At 64.0% G+C, this 16,764-nt stretch carries 18 protein-coding genes; 10 read left to right on the forward strand and 8 right to left on the reverse strand.

Annotated elements, in window-relative coordinates:
- Window positions 1–6: 6 nt before the first annotated feature.
- The 4 genes from FJV83_RS24835 to FJV83_RS24850 form a co-directional block, all read right to left on the reverse strand.
- Window positions 7–1,338 (reverse strand): murein L,D-transpeptidase family protein, encoded by a 1,332-nt coding sequence (locus FJV83_RS24835; protein WP_095787909.1) that lies wholly within the window; start codon window positions 1,336–1,338, stop codon window positions 7–9.
- A 240-nt stretch (window positions 1,339–1,578) separates the two neighbouring features.
- Window positions 1,579–2,529 carry an acetyl-CoA carboxylase carboxyltransferase subunit alpha gene (locus FJV83_RS24840; RefSeq protein ID WP_095772234.1) on the reverse strand — a complete coding sequence of 317 codons (951 nt, stop codon included), beginning with the start codon at window positions 2,527–2,529 and terminating at the stop codon, window positions 1,579–1,581.
- A 98-nt stretch (window positions 2,530–2,627) separates the two neighbouring features.
- Window positions 2,628–3,545, reverse strand: a complete 918-nt coding sequence (locus FJV83_RS24845; RefSeq protein ID WP_142885648.1) for a site-specific tyrosine recombinase XerD — start codon at window positions 3,543–3,545, stop codon at window positions 2,628–2,630.
- A gap of 24 nt (window positions 3,546–3,569) precedes the next feature.
- Window positions 3,570–3,722: a hypothetical protein gene (locus FJV83_RS24850; RefSeq protein ID WP_019861463.1), complete on the reverse strand. Its 153-nt coding sequence runs from the start codon at window positions 3,720–3,722 to the stop codon at window positions 3,570–3,572.
- Window positions 3,723–3,933: 211 nt separating this feature from the next.
- Here FJV83_RS24850 and FJV83_RS24855 point away from each other — a divergent pair, with 211 nt between their 5' ends.
- The 5 genes from FJV83_RS24855 (at window position 3,934) to FJV83_RS24875 (ending at window position 9,123) form a co-directional block, all read left to right on the forward strand.
- Window positions 3,934–4,545, forward strand: coding sequence for a shikimate kinase (locus tag FJV83_RS24855; RefSeq protein WP_142885647.1), 612 nt, complete (start codon window positions 3,934–3,936; stop codon window positions 4,543–4,545).
- Window positions 4,542–5,678 (forward strand): 3-dehydroquinate synthase, encoded by a 1,137-nt coding sequence (gene aroB, locus FJV83_RS24860; protein ID WP_095772237.1) that lies wholly within the window; start codon window positions 4,542–4,544, stop codon window positions 5,676–5,678. The genes FJV83_RS24855 and aroB overlap by 4 nt, the downstream gene beginning before the upstream one ends.
- Before the next feature lies 1 nt (window position 5,679).
- Window positions 5,680–6,564: an HlyC/CorC family transporter gene (locus FJV83_RS24865; protein WP_095772238.1), complete on the forward strand. Its 885-nt coding sequence runs from the start codon at window positions 5,680–5,682 to the stop codon at window positions 6,562–6,564.
- 85 nt (window positions 6,565–6,649) lie between these two features.
- The gene (locus FJV83_RS24870; RefSeq protein WP_142885646.1) at window positions 6,650–7,450 is read left to right on the forward strand and encodes an alpha/beta hydrolase; all 801 of its coding nucleotides are present in this window, start codon (window positions 6,650–6,652) and stop codon (window positions 7,448–7,450) included.
- A 119-nt stretch (window positions 7,451–7,569) separates the two neighbouring features.
- Complete coding sequence (locus FJV83_RS24875; RefSeq protein WP_142885645.1) at window positions 7,570–9,123, forward strand: acetolactate synthase large subunit; 1,554 nt, start codon at window positions 7,570–7,572, stop codon at window positions 9,121–9,123.
- Window positions 9,124–9,153: 30 nt separating this feature from the next.
- Here FJV83_RS24875 and FJV83_RS24880 read toward each other — a convergent pair whose 3' ends face one another.
- On the reverse strand, window positions 9,154–9,456 hold the full coding sequence (locus FJV83_RS24880) for a BolA family protein (protein ID WP_142876519.1): 303 nt from the start codon (window positions 9,454–9,456) through the stop codon (window positions 9,154–9,156).
- Between the two features lie 159 nt (window positions 9,457–9,615).
- Between FJV83_RS24880 and FJV83_RS24885 the strand changes: the two genes are divergently transcribed.
- The 5 genes from FJV83_RS24885 to FJV83_RS24905 all read left to right on the forward strand — a co-directional run bounded on the left by FJV83_RS24885 (window position 9,616) and on the right by FJV83_RS24905 (window position 14,753).
- Window positions 9,616–10,245, forward strand: coding sequence for a J domain-containing protein (locus FJV83_RS24885; RefSeq protein ID WP_019861454.1), 630 nt, complete (start codon window positions 9,616–9,618; stop codon window positions 10,243–10,245).
- Window positions 10,246–10,368: 123 nt separating this feature from the next.
- Entirely contained in the window at window positions 10,369–11,355 is a 987-nt protein-coding gene (gene cobS / locus FJV83_RS24890; protein WP_142885644.1) for a cobaltochelatase subunit CobS, read from the forward strand.
- Between the two features lie 78 nt (window positions 11,356–11,433).
- Complete coding sequence (locus FJV83_RS24895; RefSeq protein WP_246691916.1) at window positions 11,434–11,820, forward strand: hypothetical protein; 387 nt, start codon at window positions 11,434–11,436, stop codon at window positions 11,818–11,820.
- Window positions 11,821–11,829: 9 nt separating this feature from the next.
- Window positions 11,830–13,728, forward strand: coding sequence for a cobaltochelatase subunit CobT (cobT, locus tag FJV83_RS24900; protein WP_142885642.1), 1,899 nt, complete (start codon window positions 11,830–11,832; stop codon window positions 13,726–13,728).
- Window positions 13,725–14,753, forward strand: coding sequence for an esterase-like activity of phytase family protein (locus tag FJV83_RS24905; RefSeq protein WP_095793208.1), 1,029 nt, complete (start codon window positions 13,725–13,727; stop codon window positions 14,751–14,753). The genes cobT and FJV83_RS24905 overlap by 4 nt, the downstream gene beginning before the upstream one ends.
- Before the next feature lie 67 nt (window positions 14,754–14,820).
- Here FJV83_RS24905 and FJV83_RS24910 read toward each other — a convergent pair whose 3' ends face one another.
- The 3 genes from FJV83_RS24910 to rpmB form a co-directional block, all read right to left on the reverse strand.
- A complete protein-coding gene (locus FJV83_RS24910; protein WP_142876514.1) occupies window positions 14,821–15,507 on the reverse strand; it encodes a spermidine synthase in 687 nt (228 codons plus the stop codon).
- A 3-nt stretch (window positions 15,508–15,510) separates the two neighbouring features.
- Window positions 15,511–16,191 carry a queuosine precursor transporter gene (locus FJV83_RS24915; protein ID WP_142885641.1) on the reverse strand — a complete coding sequence of 227 codons (681 nt, stop codon included), beginning with the start codon at window positions 16,189–16,191 and terminating at the stop codon, window positions 15,511–15,513.
- Between the two features lie 153 nt (window positions 16,192–16,344).
- Window positions 16,345–16,641 carry a 50S ribosomal protein L28 gene (gene rpmB, locus FJV83_RS24920; protein WP_010911765.1) on the reverse strand — a complete coding sequence of 99 codons (297 nt, stop codon included), beginning with the start codon at window positions 16,639–16,641 and terminating at the stop codon, window positions 16,345–16,347.
- Window positions 16,642–16,764 lie beyond the last annotated feature (123 nt).

The following is a 16,764-nucleotide window of genomic DNA, read 5'->3' on the forward strand; positions in this document are numbered from 1 at the left end:
CCAAACTCAGCCGCCGAACATGCCGAGCAGCTTGTTCTTCAGCTTGGTCACCCGGCTCTCATCGGCGCTCGCTGCCTGCGTTTCGGCTTCCGGCGCGGCCTCCGTCGGGGCGGCAATGGTGGCGGTGGCGACCGGGGCTTGCTTGGCGGCCTTGGCCGCTTCCTTTGCCGCCACGGCTTGCGCCTTGGCCGCTTCCTTTTCGGCCAGCGCCTGTGCCTTTGCGGCCTCCTTGGCTTGCTTGGCGGCCTCTATGGCGGCCAGCCTCTGCTCCTCGGCCTTCTGCTTGGCGGCCTTTTCGGCGTCGAGTGCCGCCATCTTGCGGCCGGCCGGCGAATCGATGCGGCCCATGCGCGCCGTTTCGGTCACCGTACCGTCATTGTTGAGCGAAGGCGGATCGATCGGCACGCGCTCGCCGCGAGCCCGGCGCTTCGACCAGTCGGAGACGATGCTGGCTTCCTTGATGCCGGCGATGGTCGGCTTCGGTGGCGGCACGCTTGCCTTGAGCGCGCTGTTGAAGGCCGCGTCATAGGTGCTCTGATAGGCGTTGTAGGCGCTCTTCAGCGAGTCCGGCTGGGTGGTTGCCGGGCATGGTCCGGTCGGATCGAATGTCTGGCCATCGGCGGCGACCTGGTTGAAGACGTAGCGCTTCTCGCAGACATCGACCTTCGGCGGCACCTTGGTGACCTCGAAATTGTCGTAGCCGACCTTCAGCATCTTCCAGAACTCGTAGTTCGGGTCGCTGCGATAGCGAGCCATGTTGGCGGCGGTCATGCGGAATGGGAAGGCCTGAACCTGGAACTCGGTCTGGCCGCCCTGGAAAGCGTCGCGGCCGAAGGCATAGATCTGCTCGATCTGCGCGTCGGTCATCGAATAGCAACCCGAGGATGAACAGGCGCCATGCACCATCAGGTTCTGGCCAGTACGGCCGTTGGCGCGGTCATAGGCGTTGGGAAAGCCGATGTTGAAGGACAGATGGTAGTTGGAGCGCGGATTCATCTGCGACGGGCGGACCGTGTAGAAGCCTTCAGGCGCCTGGCGGTCGCCTTCGGTGTATTTGGGACCAAGCTTGCCCGACCATTTGCAGATGTCGTAGCTCGCCACCATGTCGTAGCGGCCATTGGTCTTGGCCTTCCAGATCTCGAGCTTGCCCTCTTCCTTGAAGATGCGCGCCATCACCGAGGAGGTGCGCACCATGCCCTTGGCCTTCATGTCGGCAAGGATCTTGTCCGGCAGCGGCTTGTTGGCTTCCGGGGCAAAGTCCTTCATCGACGAATCATTGCAGCCGGCGATGGCTATCGAGGCGGCGAGGACTCCGGTGCGGGCGAGCTTGGCAAACATGGATACGGCTATGTCTTTTCCCTCGGGCCAATGGCTGCGAAACTGCCGAGCCCATATGCTGAACACCGACGGACCGTAAGCCCGTTAACCTTGAAAATTCCTTACCGCAAGCGTCGACCAACCCCTCACGGCAATTTCATTGAACCGAATCCGGCGGCATTTTTGTGGCGAAATTGCACATTGCCGCCACATTGCCCCGCGCGCGGGGCTTCCAATGGCCTTGTCCGCTGGCGGATGCCGTCAGAGGCTGCGGCCCATCGCCAGATATTTCTCGCGGCGCTGTTCGCGGAAATCGGTGTTGGCGCCGGCAAATTCCTTCATCGTCCTGGCAATGAGGTCGCCGGTCGCGGCAATCACCGTTTCGGGCGCGCGCTGGGCGCCGCCCATCGGCTCGGGGATGATGGCGTCGATGATCTTTAGTTCCAGAAGATCCTGCGCGGTGATCTTCATGTTGGTCGCCGCGTCCTTGGAGCGTGTGGTGTCGCGCCAAAGGATCGAGGCCGCCCCTTCCGGCGAAATCACCGAATAAATGGCGTGTTCGAGCATGTAGACACGGTTGGCGGTGGCGATGGCGATGGCGCCGCCCGAACCGCCTTCGCCGATCACCACCGAGATCGACGGCACCTTCAGCGCAAGGCAGGCCGAGGTCGAGCGGGCAATGGCTTCGGCCTGGCCACGCTCCTCGGCTCCGACGCCGGGATAGGCGCCTGCCGTGTCGACCAGCGTCAACAGAGGGATCTTGAAGCGGTCGGCCAGTTCCATCAGCCGCACCGCCTTGCGGTAGCCTTCCGGGCGCACCGAACCGAAATTGTGCCTCAGGCGGCTGGTCGTGTCCGAGCCCTTCTCCTGGCCGATGATCGCGACAGGCTCGCCGCGAAAGCGGGCAAAACCGCCAACGATCGCCTGGTCCTCGCCGAAATTGCGGTCGCCGGCGAGCGGCGTGAAGTCGCTGAACAGGCCCTTGATGTAGTCGACGCAATGCGGCCTGTCGGAATGGCGGGCCACCTGCACTTTCTGCCAGGGCGTCAGCGCCTTGTAGAGATCGCGCAGCGCGTCGCGCGAACGCTTCTCCAGCCGGGTGATCTCATCGGCGACATCGACCGCTTCGCCATTCTCGGCAAGCTTCTTGAGCTCGAGGATCTTGAGCTCGAGATCCTGCACCGGCTTTTCGAAATCGAGGTAATTGTACATGCTTGAGCGGACCGATACGTCGGAAGGCAAGGACTGCGGAACCCTTGAAACCAAGGCCCCCGGCGGTGAAATGTCGTCCTCACATAGCGATATGAGGCCTAGTCGGCAAGCGGATGATGATCGTTGACCAGCCGCACCAGCCGCTCCTCCAGCACATGGGTGTAAATCTGTGTCGTCGATATGTCGGCATGGCCGAGCAGCTGCTGCACCGCCCTGAGATCGGCACCGTTCTGCAGGAGATGGCTGGCGAAAGCATGGCGCAGCACATGCGGCGATATCTTCGCCGAGGCGATGCCCGCCCGCGCCGCCAGCCCTTTCAGATCGCGGGCAAAGACCTGGCGCGAGAGGTAGCCGCTGTCGGACGCTGCCGGAAACAGGAACGGGCTTTCGGCGAAAGCGGCCACGCCGGCCCGGGCGGCAAGCCAGGCGCGCATCGCCACCCGCGCCTTGGCCGACAGCGGCACCATGCGTTCCTTGTCGCCCTTGCCGCGCACCATGAAGAAACGGTCGTCGCGCTGCGCCACCGTCACCGGCAGGCCGACCAGCTCGGAAACGCGCAGGCCGGTGGCGTAGAGCACCTCGACCAGCGCATGCAGGCGCAGCGCGGCCAGCCTTTCACTGTAGCCGAGCCCGGCGTCGCCGGCTTCCACCGCGGCGCGGTCGATCAGCCTGCCGGTCTCGGTCTCGCTCATCGTCTTGGGCAGCGGACGGCCCTTTTTCGGACTGTCCAGCGTGCCGGTCGGGTCGTCGGTGCGCAGGCCCTCGGCGTAGAGGAATTTGAAGAACTGGCGTATTGCCGACAGTTTGCGCGCCTGCGACGTCGGCGCGAAGCCGCGCGCCGCGATATCGTCGAGATAGGCACGGATATCGGCGGCGGTAGCACCGGCAAGCCCGCCATCGATCCCGCTCGAAGCGTCTTCGAGGTCACGTCGGTAGGAGGACAGCGTGTTTTCGGCGGCGCCGCGCTCGGCGCTCATCATTTCCAGGAAGGCCTCGATGCGGGCGGCGCTGTTCATCCTCGGGGATCAGCTTTTCTTCTGTCAGTTTTTCTTGGGGTTCAGCTTTTCCGGCGGGATGCGCACGCTCATCTCCGCTTTTTTGGGCTCGACGAACATCACCAATGCGAACATCGTACCATAGGCAATGCCGGCCAGAATCGCGAGGATCACGACAAAGCGAAACAGTGTCGGCATCAATTTTCGCCCGTCTTCTTGTTCTGCGTTTCCAAACCCTGTGCCCTTATGGGACGCCAATCCGACCAATTCAAGGAAGAAGCGGAGGCCTGTCGGCAACTTCTGATGCAGGCATCCTCCGCCCGATATAGGCTTGCCTATACTCGGAACGCTTGACGCAAACCGGCTTTTCATGTCGATACGCCGGCAAAGAGGGCCCAAGAAACAACTGATGAACGCGCACCAGGCAAATCCTCCAGGCGAGAGCCACGCCGCGCTGCTTGGCCGGCTGGGCAGCCGGACCATCGTCTTTGTCGGCTTGATGGGCGCCGGCAAGACGGCGATCGGGCGCAAGGTGGCGACGATGCTTTCGCTGCCTTTCATCGACAGCGACCAGGAGATCGAAAGCGTCTCGCGCATGACCGTGCCGGAGCTGTTCGAACGCTATGGCGAGACCGAGTTCAGGGCCTTGGAGCAGCGTGTCATCCTGCGCGTGCTTGAGAATGGCCCGCAGGTGCTTTCGACCGGCGGCGGCGCCTTCATGAACGCGCAGACGCGCGAAGCCATCGCCGGCCATGGCGTCTCGGTGTGGCTGAAGGCCGAGCTCGATCTTCTGATGGACCGGGTTTCGAAGAAGCAGAACCGGCCGCTGTTGAAAAGTGCTGATCCCCGCGCCGTGCTGGAGCGGCTGATGGGCGAGCGCTATCCGGTCTACGCGACATCAGATGTCACCGTGCCGACCCGGGACGATCGCAAGGAGGTCATCGCCGCCGAGGTGCTGAACGCGCTGTGTCGGCATTTCGGCATCGATGAAATTGCAGCGACGGGCGAGATCGAATCGTGAGCGTGGACCAGCCAGTCACCGTCGAAGTCGGGCTTGGCGACCGCGCCTACGACATATTGATCGGCTCCGGCCTTCTGTCGCGCGCCGGCGAGGAGATTGCGCGCCGGCTGCCGGGTACGCGTGCGGCTGTCGTCACCGACGAGAATGTCGCCGCCGCGCATCTCGATACGCTGAAGGCAGGGCTCGAGAAGGGTGGTATCCAGCCCACCGTCATCACGATGCCGCCTGGCGAGAAGACCAAGAGCTTTGCCCATCTCGAAGAGGTGGTCGACGGCGTTCTGGCCGCCAGGCTGGAGCGTGGCGACGTCGTCGTCGCGCTGGGCGGCGGCGTCATCGGCGATCTCACCGGTTTTGCCGCCGGCATCGTGCGGCGCGGTATGAATTTCGTGCAGATCCCGACCTCGCTGCTGGCGCAGGTCGATTCCTCTGTCGGCGGCAAGACCGGCATCAACAGCCCGCGCGGCAAGAACCTTGTCGGCGTCTTCCTGCAGCCGAAACTGGTGCTGGCCGACACGGAAGTGCTCGACACGCTGCCGATCCGCGAATTCCGCGCCGGCTACGCCGAACTCGCAAAGTACGGGCTGATCGACCGGCCGGAACTTTTCGCCTGGCTTGAGGCGAACTGGCAAAAAGTGTTCGCCGGCGGGCCGGAGCGGGCGCAGGCGATTGCCGAAGCCTGCCGTGCCAAGGCCGATGTCGTCGCCCGCGACGAATTCGAGACCGGCGACCGGGCGCTGCTCAATCTCGGCCACACATTCGGCCATGCGCTCGAAGCCGCCACGCAGTATGACGGCGCCCGGCTCGTCCATGGCGAGGGGGTCGCCATCGGCATGGCGCTGGCGCATCGCTTCTCCTCGCGGCTCAATCTGGCGAGTCCCGACGACGCGGCACGCGTCGAGACGCATCTGCGCGCGGTCGGTCTGCCGTGGCGGATGGCCGATATTCCGGGTGAATTGCCCGATGCCGAGGCGCTGCTTTCCTTCATCACCCAGGACAAGAAGGTGTCGCGCGGCGCGCTGACCTTCATCCTGACGCGCGGCATCGGCCAGGCTTTTATCGCCAAGGACGTTCCGGCTTCGGAAGTGCTGTCGTTCCTGCGGGAAAACCACCCAGCCAGCCGGAAAGCCGGCTGAAATGGACAATGGCTGGATCGTCGTCGCCGTTCTTGCCATCCTCATCCTGCTGGTCGTTGCCGTGCGCACACGCCTTCTCGCCATGTTCGGCTATGAGCTGTCGCGCATCGAGCCGCAGCGCTCGAGCCAGGATGAGTTGCGCGGTGCTGTCGACGATTTCCGCCGCGACGGCCAGGTGGTGCGCGAGGACCGCGACCGTATCGGCGGCCTGTTCGACCTCGAAGAGCTCGAAGTCTCCGATATCATGGTCCACCGCACCAACATGCGCTCGGTCAATGCCGACAACGCCCCGGAAGCAGTGGTGCGCGAGATCCTGCAGAGCCCGCACACCCGCATGCCGCTGTGGAAGGGCTCGCTCGACAACATTGTCGGCGTGCTGCACGCCAAGGATCTGCTGCGCGCGCTGAACGAAGTCGGCAACGACTTTTCCAAGATCGACGTGATGAAGATCGCCTCGAAGCCCTGGTTCGTGCCCGACACCACGACCTTGCAGGAACAGCTCAACGCCTTCCTGCGCCGCAAGGCGCATTTCGCCGTCGTCGTCGACGAATATGGCGAGGTCGAAGGGCTGGTGACGCTGGAGGACATCATCGAGGAGATCGTCGGCGAGATCGCCGACGAGCACGATGTTGACATCCAGGGCGTCAAGCAGGAGGCCGACGGTTCCGTCGTCGTCGACGGCAATGTGCCGATCCGCGACCTGAACCGGGCGCTCGACTGGAACCTGCCGGACGAGGAGGCGACCACGATTGCCGGCCTCGTCATCCACGAGGCGCAGTCGATCCCCGAGGAGAAGCAGGCTTTCACCTTCCACGGCAAGCGCTTCATCGTCATGAAGCGCGACAAGAACCGGATCGCCCGGTTGAGGATCAGGCCGATCGCGTAGCGCCACTTTCGGCCACCTTACCGATCCTTCATTGGAACTTCGCGGCGTCCCGGTGCATTTTGCGCCGGGCAGTCAGGAGAAGATGATGATCGATCGGCGAACCCTGCTTCTGGCTTCGATGGCGGCTTTTGTGCCGGCCACGACGCTCGCGCGCCAATCCTCACCATCTCCCAAAACCTTCGACTACGGACCGGCCAAGCTCGACATCTATGCGCCCGACGGCGCAAGCGGGTTGCCTGTCGTCTTCTTCGCCCATGGCGGGGCCTGGGAGTTCGGCAAGCGCAGCCAGGTCGGCGCCAAGCCGGCCTTCCTGCTCGCCAACGGCTTCTGCTTCGTCTCCATCGACTACCGCATGCTGCCCGAGGCCGATGTCGCCACGCAGGCCAGTGACGTCGAAAAGGCCTATGCCTATGTCAGCGCAAATATCGCCAAGCATGGTGGCGACCCCAAGCGCGTTGTCGGCATGGGCCATTCCGCCGGCTGCCATCTGATCGCGCTGACCGGCATGCGCGGCGGGCTGCCCGGCGTCGCCGGCCTGCTTCTCGACGACACCAGGGCCTATGATCTTGCGGCGCTCGAGAAGAATGGCCGCATGGTGCGTGCCTATGCGCGGGTCTTTTCCGACCCTTCGCAATGGGCGGCACTTTCGCCCGCCAGCTATGTCGATGGCCGCAAGCATCCGCCGACCTTCATCGCGTATTCGGGGGCGTCAGGCCGTGGCGAGGAGTCGAAAGCCTTCGCCGAGCGCTTGCGCGCCACGGGCACCGCGGTAACGCTGTTCGACGGCAGCGCCTATACGCACATGTCGATCAACCGCGATTTCGGCAGGGATGGCGACGCGCTGACCGCTGCCGCCCTGGCCTTCCTGAAATCGACGGTCGGCTGATCGCTGTCGACTTCCGCTCGCCAACTTCTGCGACTGGATCATGCCAAAAGCGGCGGCGGGATATTGCCGTGCGGACATCCCTAAGTGCAATTGGTCCTCATGACTTGGAGAAAAATTGCATGAATGGCGCCGATGTCCTGTGCGACGTGCTGCTGGCCAACGATGTGACGGTCTGCTTCGCCAATCCCGGCACCTCCGAAATGCATTTCGTTGCGGCACTCGATCGCAAGCCTGAGATGCGCTGCGTGCTTGGCCTGTTCGAGGGCGTGGTGACGGGCGCGGCCGACGGCTATGCGCGCATGACTGACCGCCCGGCAGCGACTTTGCTGCACACCGGTCCGGGCCTCGCCAATGGGCTGGCCAACATGCACAACGCCCGGCGTGCGTTCAGCCCGACGATCAACATCGTCGGCGACCACGCTTCCTATCATTTGCCGCTCGACGCGCCACTCACCAGCGACATCGAAGGCCTGGCGGCGCCGATGTCCAACTGGGTTCGCCGCATCGCCGGGCCGGCCGATGTCCAGCCGGCCACGGAGGCGGCCTTCCGCGCCTCGCTGACGCCGCCCGGGGTCACGACGCTGATCCTGCCGGCGGATGCCGCCTGGGGCGATGCTGCCCCGGCCTCGCCGGGCAAGGTCATCCTTTCGCCGCCACCGGCCGTCGATAGCGACGCCGTGCGCGCGACCGCCGCGGCGATCCGTGCGGCTCCGGGCCGTGTCGGCATGATCGTTCGCGGGCGAGCGGCGCGCGCCGATGCGCTCGAGATCGCCGGCCAGATTTCGGCGGCCTGCGATGTCCAATTGTTCAGCGAGGTCCTGATCGCGCGGATGCAGCGCGGGCGTGGGCGCGTCGCGCCGACACGCATTCCCTATCCGATCGATGCGGCGACGACGCTGCTGGCGGATATCGACGTGCTGGTGCTGGTCGGCGGCAAGGAGCCGGTTGCCTTCTTCGCCTATCCAGGAAAACCGGGACGGCTTGTGCGCGACGGCTGCCAGGTGCTGACGCTCGCTGCCCATGGGCAGAACCTGCATGCGGCGCTGGAAGCGCTGCGCGACGAACTCGGTATCGAGCCGTCGCAACGGGCTGACTTTGCAACCGCTTTTCCCGACGAGGCCGCGCCGAGCGGCGGGCTGACGGAGGACGCCATCGCGCAGTCGGTGGCGCGCAAGCTGCCGGATAATGCGATCGTCTGCGACGAAGCAGTCACTTCGGCACGGCGTTTCTTCGCCCTGTCGGCCTTTGCCGCGCCGCATGACTACCTGATGGGCACCGGCGGATCGATCGGCGGCGGCATCCCGATGGCGACAGGAGCGGCGATCGCCTGTCCCGACCGCAAGGTGATCAATCTGGAGGCCGACGGCAGCGGCATGTACACGGTGCAGGGCCTGTGGACGCAGGCGCGGGAAAATCTCGACGTGGTGACGATCGTCTTTTCCAACCGCACCTACGCGATCCTGCATGGCGAGATGAAGAATGTCGGCGTCAACGCGATCGGCGAGAACGCACGGCGCATGCTCGACCTCGATCATCCCGCGCTGGACTGGGTGTCGCTGGCCAAGGGCATGGGCGTGGAGGCGGCGCGCGCCGACACATGCGAGCGGTTCGACGCGCTGCTGGACAGCGCCCTGTCACGGCGCGGGCCGTTCGTTATCGAAGCAGTGATCTGACCGCGCCGCGGAGGGTCGGGGCGGATTGAGCTACCAGCGGATCTTTTCGCCGGGCGCCGCCGGTTCGATCGCCAATGCATGAACGCCGGCCTTCAGTTCGTCGGCGAGCAATTCGTTGACGGCGCGGTGGCGGTCGATGCGGCTCATGCCGGCAAAGGCGGACGAGACGACGCGAACGCGAAAATGCGTCTCGCCGGTGCCGTCATAGGCGCCATGGTGGTCCGAGCCATGGTGATGGTGGCCGGCGTGGAGATGGCTTTCGTTGATGATGACCAGCCGCTCCGGCGAAAATGCCTTGTTGAGCTTGTCTTCCATGGTCGCCTGTATGGACATTGCCGTCTCCGTTCACCACATGTGGCTGGCGCGCCAGCCTCGGGGGCCGCTATTGCGCAACTAAATCCGCCATTCGCCTGCTTTAAGCCGCGATTCAGCGGTTAGGGCGATGATCGCGAAAATGTCAATTCTTGTTTCGCATCTGCGAACGCCCCATAAATGGGTGAGATGAAGCCGTATCCCAAATATTTCGAGAAGATTCGCATCCGCCCGGAGAAGGATGCGGAGCTGAAGTCGCACTCGCCGATCTGCCAGTGGGACGGCTGCAAGGAGCCTGGCACCCATCGCGCGCCCGTCGGGCGCATGAAGGAGGGCGAGTATTTCCGCTTCTGCTTCGATCATGTGCGCGAGTACAACAAGGGCTTCAACTACTTCTCCGGCGTGCCGGACACCGAGGTCGCGCGCTTCCAGAAGGAGGCCATGACCGGCCATCGGCCGACCTGGAAGATGGGCGTCAACGGCGCCTCGACACGTTCGTCACCCGATATGGCGCAGATGCGCTCCGGCCGTGCCGGCTATTACAACCGCATGCGCGACCCGTTCGACCTGTTCAAGGGGCCGAAGGATCCGCGCGAGGCGCGCGAGCGCAAGGCCAAGCCGCTTGAGGCCAAGGCGCTGGAAACGCTTGGCCTTGATACAAAGGCGACTGGCAAGGATATCAAGGCGCGCTATAAGGAACTGGTGAAGCGTCACCATCCGGATGCGAATGGTGGCGACAGAGGTTCGGAAGACCGGTTCCGCGATGTGCTGCAGGCCTATCGCGTGCTCAAACAGGCGGGCCTGTGCTGAGCGACCCTACGGTTCATGTCGCTTTCCAACTTTCATAAGGTTGGAAAAGGCTTTAAGACCGCCCCCGAACAAAATCGATTGCCGGCGAAACGGGACGTTTCGCCCGTGGAGACGTTGAGAGATATGAACAAGGTCGATCGCGACATCGCCAACCTGCCCGACACGACGGTGTCGGTGAAGGATAAATTCGGCTTCGACTCCAAGATGGTGGTGCCGGCCTATTCGGTGACATCAGAACATGTGCCTGACGTCGATCCGGACTATCTGTTCGACAAGGCAACTACGCTGGCGATCCTGGCGGGCTTTGCCTACAACCGCCGCGTCATGGTGTCGGGCTATCACGGCACCGGCAAGTCGACCCATATCGAGCAGGTCGCCGCCCGTCTCAACTGGCCCTGCGTGCGCGTCAATCTCGACAGCCATGTCAGCCGTATCGACCTCGTCGGCAAGGATGCGATCGTCGTCAAGGACGGCTTGCAGATCACCGAATTCCGCGACGGCATCCTGCCCTGGGCCTACCAGCACAATGTCGCGCTCTGCTTCGACGAATATGACGCCGGGCGTCCGGACGTGATGTTCGTCATCCAGCGCGTGCTGGAATCGTCGGGCCGGCTGACGCTGCTCGACCAGAGCCGGGTCATCCGTCCGCATCCGGCCTTCCGCCTGTTCTCGACCGCCAACACGGTCGGCCTCGGCGACACGACCGGCCTCTATCACGGCACGCAGCAGATCAACCAGGCGCAGATGGACCGCTGGTCGATCGTCACCACGCTGAACTACCTGCCGCACGACAATGAAGTGAACATCGTGCTGGCCAAGGCCAAGCACTATCGCGACAACAAGGGCAAGGAGATCGTCAACAAGATGGTGCGCGTCGCCGACATGACGCGCTCGGCCTTCATCAATGGCGATCTGTCGACCGTGATGAGCCCACGTACCGTCATCACCTGGGCCGAGAACGCCGAGATTTTCGGCAATATCGGCATGGCGTTCCGGCTGACCTTCCTCAACAAGTGCGACGAGCTGGAGCGCTCGGTGGTGGCCGAGTTCTACCAGCGCGCCTTTGGCGAGGATCTGCCCGAGAGCGCCGCCAACGTGGTGCTGGGGTAACATCACTCCATGGGAACAACCCGTCGGACGTTCCTGTGGAGTTTTTCAATCCTCTGCTTTGGTCTCGGACAGGCAGCCATGGCCCAGGATGAACCATTCAAGCCCGGGCAGATTTGGACGTATCACGGAGCGACGCCGATATCCTCGCGGGTGATCATAGGCGCGGTCGACAATCTGGAAGGTGAAGATCAACCGGTCGTGTCGATTTCAATCACCGATGCGCCGATACCGAATGGCGGAAAGCCGCTGCAAACTGTTCCCTACCTCCCTATAGCGGCCAACCAGCTTAGGGAGAGTGTGGTTGGGCTTGAGGGGACTGGTACAATTCCAGATGGCTTCGGCCATGGATATGGTCTGTGGAGACAGGCATATGACAGTGGGAAGGGCGGTTACTTTACAATCTCGGTGGAAGAGATTGTTGGCCTCCTCCGCTCTCAGCTTGGTCAACAGCCTGTGGCGAAATAGAGATAGATAATGGCGGGTCCGGGCGACAACACGCGCAACAAGTCGAAGACGGGGTCTGAAGCCGACAGCTTCAAGCGCGCCGTCACCGTCTGCATGCGCGCCATTGCCGGCGACAAGGACATGGAAGTCGGCTTCGCCAAGGACAGGCCGGCGCTCGCCGGCAGCCGGGCGCGCTTGCCGGAACTTCCGAAGAAGGCGTCGAAGACCGATATCGCGATCACCCGCGGCCTCGGCGATTCCATGGCGCTGAAGCGCGCCTGCCATGATGCGCGCATCCACACCAAGCTGGCGCCGGAAGGCAAGGCGGCGCGCGCCATCTATGACGCGGTCGAGCAGGCCCGTGTCGAGGCGATCGGCAGCCGCGCCATGCAGGGCGTTGCCGACAATATCGGCTCGATGCTGGAGGACAAATACGCCAAGGCCAACCTTGTCGACGTCAAGGACAAGGCCGACGCTCCGATCGAGGAAGCGCTGGCGCTCATGGTGCGCGAGAAGCTGACCGGCCGGGCGGTCCCGAAAAGCGGCGAGCGGCTGGTCGAGCTCTGGCGTCCCTGGGTCGAGGAAAAGGCCAAGGCCGACCTCGACGGCCTGTCGGCTAAGCTCGACGACCAGCAGGCGTTCGCCCGCGTCGTGCGCGAGATGCTCGCCTCCATGGAGATGGCCGAGGAACTCGGCGACGACCAGGAGACGGAAGATTCCGAGGACAATGACGACAACCAGCCGCAAGGCGAGGAGCAGAGCGAGGAGGGCGGGGAAGACGATTCCGGCTCCGAGCAGTCGCAGTCCGAGGACGCCGAGGCTTCGGCCGATGACGAGCAGTCGTCCGAGACGGAAGCCTCCGACGCCACCGCCGACGATCTGTCCGATGACGACGATGCCGACGCCGAAACGCCCGGCGAGGCGCGCCGCAACGACAACCCCTTCACCAATCTGCCGAAGGAAATCGACTACAAGGTCTACACCGCCGCTTTCGACGAGACGGTCGGCGCCGAAGAGCTTTGCGAAGAGGAAGAGCTCGACCGGCTGCGCGCCTTCCTCGACAAGCAACTGGCCAATCTGTCTGGTGTCGTCGGGCGGCTGGCCAACCGGCTGCAGCGCCGGCTGATGGCGCAGCAGAACCGGTCGTGGGATTTCGACCTGGAAGAGGGCTATCTCGACCCGGCGCGGCTGGTGCGCGTCGTCATCGACCCGATGCAGCCGCTGTCCTTCAAGCAGGAACGCGACACCAAATTCCGCGACACGGTGGTGACGCTGGTGCTCGACAATTCGGGCTCGATGCGCGGCCGGCCGATCACGGTCGCCGCCACCTGCGCCGACATTCTTGCCCGTACGCTGGAACGCTGCGGCGTTTCGGTCGAGATCCTCGGCTTCACCACGCGGGCGTGGAAGGGCGGGCAGGCGCGCGAGAAGTGGCTGAAGGACGGCAAGCCGCCGAACCCCGGCCGCCTCAACGATCTGCGCCACATCATCTACAAGTCGGCCGACCATCCGTGGCGGCGGGCACGGCGCAATCTCGGCCTGATGATGCGCGAAGGCCTGCTCAAGGAAAACATCGATGGCGAGGCACTGCTGTGGGCGCACAACCGCCTGATCGCCCGGCCCGAACAGCGCAAGATCCTGATGATGATCTCGGACGGCGCGCCGGTCGACGATTCGACGCTTTCGGTGAATCCCGGCAATTATCTCGAACGCCATTTGCGCGCCGTCATCGAGCTGATCGAGACGCGCTCTCCGGTGGAACTGCTGGCCATCGGCATCGGCCATGACGTTACGCGCTATTATCGCCGCGCCGTCACCATCGTCGATGCCGAGGAACTGGCCGGCGCCATGACCGAGCAACTGGCCTCGCTGTTTGCCGAGGAAAGCGCGCGCGACACGCGGCGCAGCGGCATGCGGCGCGCCGGATGATCCTTTCGCGCGGCGGGTTTCGGCAAACGCTCTTCGCCGCCATCGCCCTGTTCGCCGGCGTGGCTTCGGCGCCAGCCGGTGCGGTTGGCTCGGCCTCGGTTGAACCCATCGAGGTTTCGTCCCGCCCGATCACCGAGTTCCGCATTGGCCGGACCGACAAGCAGTTCGGCTCGCTCGAATTCGTCGGCGGGCTGGAAATGACCTCGAAATCGCGTGATTTCGGCGCGCTGTCGGCCCTCCGCTTTCTGAAAGCGGGCAGCGATTTCATCGGCGTGGCCGACACCGGCTACTGGTTTTTCGGCACGGTGGCCCGCGATGCCGACAGGCGGCCCGTGGGCATCCAGAACTTCCGCATGCAGCAGATGGTCGACCAGGGCGGCCAGCCGATCGACGAGAAATGGGAAGTCGACGCCGAAGGCCTTGCGGTCAAGGATGGCATCGCCACCGTCGGCTTCGAGCGCAACCACCGCGTCGCCCAGTTCAAGATCGATCCGACTGATATGAAGGCGCCGTACCGGCAGCTGGATTTCCTGGTGCCGGCGCGCGAGCTGCGCCAGAATCGCGGCTTCGAGACCGTTACCCATGCCAATGCCAACGGCCAGCATCAGGGCGGTCTGGTCGTGGTGTCAGAGAAAAGCCTCGACAGAGCCGGCAACATCTACGCCGCCATCATCGAAGGGCCGCACAAGGGCGTCTTCACCGTCAAGCGCAACGGCGACTTCGACATCACCGACGGCGCCTTCCTGCCGGACGGCGACCTTTTGCTGCTGGAGCGCAGTTTCACCATGGCGGGCGGGCTCAAGATGCGGCTGCGGCGCATCCATGGCGAGAGTGTCGAGAAGGGCGCCGTCGCCGACGGACCCGTGCTGCTGGACGCTGACATGGGCTACCAGATCGACAATATGGAAGGTCTCGACGTCTGGACGCGCGATGACGGCGCGGTGATGGTGTCGCTGATCTCCGACGACAACCACTCGATCCTGCAGCGCAACCTCTACCTGGAATTCGTCCTGCACCAGGACTGAGAAGCGGTCCAACTGCCAAGCTGAAGCGTTTTCAACGGCGGGTTCGGTTTGGGCGGATTCGATCTGGTCAGGCGCCTTCCCGGGAGCCGTTGGTGGCGATCCAGATGACGTGGCGCGCGCCGCGCTTGCCGTTGGCGCGCTTGTTGACCTCCTCCACGGCGAAGCCTGCCTGCTTCAGCCGCCGCGTGAAGCCGCTGTCAGGTCCTTGCGACCACACCGCCAGCACGCCGCCCGGCTTGAGGGCAGTGCGTGCGGCGCCGAGGCCCGCGAGGCTGTAGAGCGCGTCGTTGCCCTTGTGGACGATGCCTTCGGGGCCGTTGTCGACGTCGAGCAGGATGGCGTCCCAGGTCGCGGACCCAGACCGGATCAATTGCCCGACATCGGTCTCATGGATGGCGACGCGGGGGTCGTCGAGACAGCCGCCAAACACCTCCGCCATCGGGCCGCGTGCCCAGGCGACGACCGCCGGCACCAGTTCCGCGACAACGATGCCGGTATCCTTGCCAAGTTCGGCCAGAGCGGCGCGCAATGTAAAACCCATGCCGAGGCCGCCGATCAGGATCCTCGGCTGGCGATGGCCCGCAATCCTTTGGCACGACAGTTTCGCAAGCGCTTGCTCGGAGCCGCTGAGGCGGCTGTTCATCAGTTCGTTGGTGCCGAGCATGATCGAGAATTCGCTGCCGCGACGCTTGAGGCGAAGTTCCTGGACACCATCCCCGGTCTTTGCCGAATCGAGGTGAACCCAGGGGATCATGGTTTAAACGGCCAGCGCCGGCTGGCTCCAGCGAGCGGCGAGCAGCCGATAAGGGATGAGCGCGACCACCGCGATGATCAGCTTCACCGAGAGATCGCCCAGCGCCCAGGAAACCCAGCGCATGGCCTCGACGTGGAAGACGCCCATCAGCGGCGCCGTCTCGAGCGCGAAACTGTCGTTCGGGCCCGCAAAAGCGAAAGCGGCCGAGAAAGCGACGGTGAAGAACACCATGGTGTCGAAGACCGACCCGACCAGTGTGCCGACGATCGGCGCGCGCCACCAGCTCTGCCGGCGCAGCCGGTTGAACACGGTGACGTCGAGCAGTTGCGCGGACAGGAACGCCGCGCCTGAAGCGGCTGCGATGCGCACCAGTCGGGCGGCCGCGGTCTCGAATTCGATCAGGCCATGGCGAAACAGGAAGGGCGGGACAAGGATCGAGCAGACCACCGCCGTCATGCAGCCGACGAAGACTATGCGGCGCGCCACGGCAGGGCCATAGCGGCGGTTGGCGAGGTCGGTGACCAAGAAGGAAAAGGGATAGGTGAAAGCCCCCCAGGTCAAAAGGTCGGCCAGCGACAGGCCGCCGATCTGGCCCTGCATCGGGAACTGCACGAGAATGTTCGATGCCACGACGACAAGCGCCATGGCGGCCACGAAGGGCAGATATCGCGAGAAGGAAGTCATTTTTTTATCCTGGGTAATGGAACCAGAGGAGCATCATGCCCATCGGGCGCTGCTCGCTTCGTAGTCGAGCACCGGATTGTCGAACCTTGCGGATCCATCCGATGCTCAAGGCCAACAAAGTTGGCCCGGGCGGTCCCCCGCCTTTATACGATGTCAGGCAGCGACCTGTTCGGCCAGCTTCTTGGCAATCTGCTTCTTCAGCAGGCGCGCGCGCTGCGACAGCTCCTTGACGTCGGCCTTGGCCAGGAAGGCGTCGAGGCCGCCGCGATGTTCGACCGAACGCAGCGCGTTGGCCGAAATGCGCAGGCGCACATTCTGGTTCAGCGCTTCCGAGATCAGCGTCACATTGACGAGATTCGGCAGGAAGCGACGCTTGGTCTTGTTGTTGGCGTGGCTCACATTGTTGCCGGTCTGGACTGCCTTGGCAGTGAGTTCGCAGGTGCGGGACATAATTCTAACCTTCAATTCTCTCGGGACCTGCCAAACCTTTGTGCCCACGCCGGGTGGCGCGCGGTTCTGATCAGGCGGCCTTATGGAAAAAGTTGGCGTTCCATAGTTGCATTTCACCGGGGC

This window comes from Mesorhizobium sp. WSM4307 (assembly GCF_007003945.1).
In the GTDB taxonomy this organism is placed as follows: Bacteria; Pseudomonadota; Alphaproteobacteria; order Rhizobiales; family Rhizobiaceae; genus Mesorhizobium.

Excerpts from the sequence above, each read along its gene's own strand:
- FJV83_RS24840 (WP_095772234.1), bottom strand. The coding sequence starts at position 2,529 with ATGTACAATTACCTCGATTTCGAAAAGCCGGTGCAGGATCTCGAGCTC.
- FJV83_RS24850 (WP_019861463.1), bottom strand. The coding sequence starts at position 3,722 with ATGCCGACACTGTTTCGCTTTGTCGTGATCCTCGCGATTCTGGCCGGC.
- FJV83_RS24880 (WP_142876519.1), bottom strand. The coding sequence starts at position 9,456 with ATGTCCATACAGGCGACCATGGAAGACAAGCTCAACAAGGCATTTTCG.
- cobS (WP_142885644.1), top strand. The coding sequence starts at position 10,369 with ATGAACAAGGTCGATCGCGACATCGCCAACCTGCCCGACACGACGGTG.
- FJV83_RS24865 (WP_095772238.1), top strand. The coding sequence starts at position 5,680 with ATGGACAATGGCTGGATCGTCGTCGCCGTTCTTGCCATCCTCATCCTG.
- FJV83_RS24845 (WP_142885648.1), bottom strand. The coding sequence starts at position 3,545 with ATGAACAGCGCCGCCCGCATCGAGGCCTTCCTGGAAATGATGAGCGCC.
- FJV83_RS24855 (WP_142885647.1), top strand. The coding sequence starts at position 3,934 with ATGAACGCGCACCAGGCAAATCCTCCAGGCGAGAGCCACGCCGCGCTG.
- FJV83_RS24870 (WP_142885646.1), top strand. The coding sequence starts at position 6,650 with ATGATCGATCGGCGAACCCTGCTTCTGGCTTCGATGGCGGCTTTTGTG.
- cobT (WP_142885642.1), top strand. The coding sequence starts at position 11,830 with ATGGCGGGTCCGGGCGACAACACGCGCAACAAGTCGAAGACGGGGTCT.
- FJV83_RS24835 (WP_095787909.1), bottom strand. The coding sequence starts at position 1,338 with ATGTTTGCCAAGCTCGCCCGCACCGGAGTCCTCGCCGCCTCGATAGCC.
- FJV83_RS24915 (WP_142885641.1), bottom strand. The coding sequence starts at position 16,191 with ATGACTTCCTTCTCGCGATATCTGCCCTTCGTGGCCGCCATGGCGCTT.
- FJV83_RS24910 (WP_142876514.1), bottom strand. The coding sequence starts at position 15,507 with ATGATCCCCTGGGTTCACCTCGATTCGGCAAAGACCGGGGATGGTGTC.
- FJV83_RS24885 (WP_019861454.1), top strand. The coding sequence starts at position 9,616 with ATGGGTGAGATGAAGCCGTATCCCAAATATTTCGAGAAGATTCGCATC.
- rpmB (WP_010911765.1), bottom strand. The coding sequence starts at position 16,641 with ATGTCCCGCACCTGCGAACTCACTGCCAAGGCAGTCCAGACCGGCAAC.
- FJV83_RS24895 (WP_246691916.1), top strand. The coding sequence starts at position 11,434 with ATGGCCCAGGATGAACCATTCAAGCCCGGGCAGATTTGGACGTATCAC.
- FJV83_RS24905 (WP_095793208.1), top strand. The coding sequence starts at position 13,725 with ATGATCCTTTCGCGCGGCGGGTTTCGGCAAACGCTCTTCGCCGCCATC.
- FJV83_RS24875 (WP_142885645.1), top strand. The coding sequence starts at position 7,570 with ATGAATGGCGCCGATGTCCTGTGCGACGTGCTGCTGGCCAACGATGTG.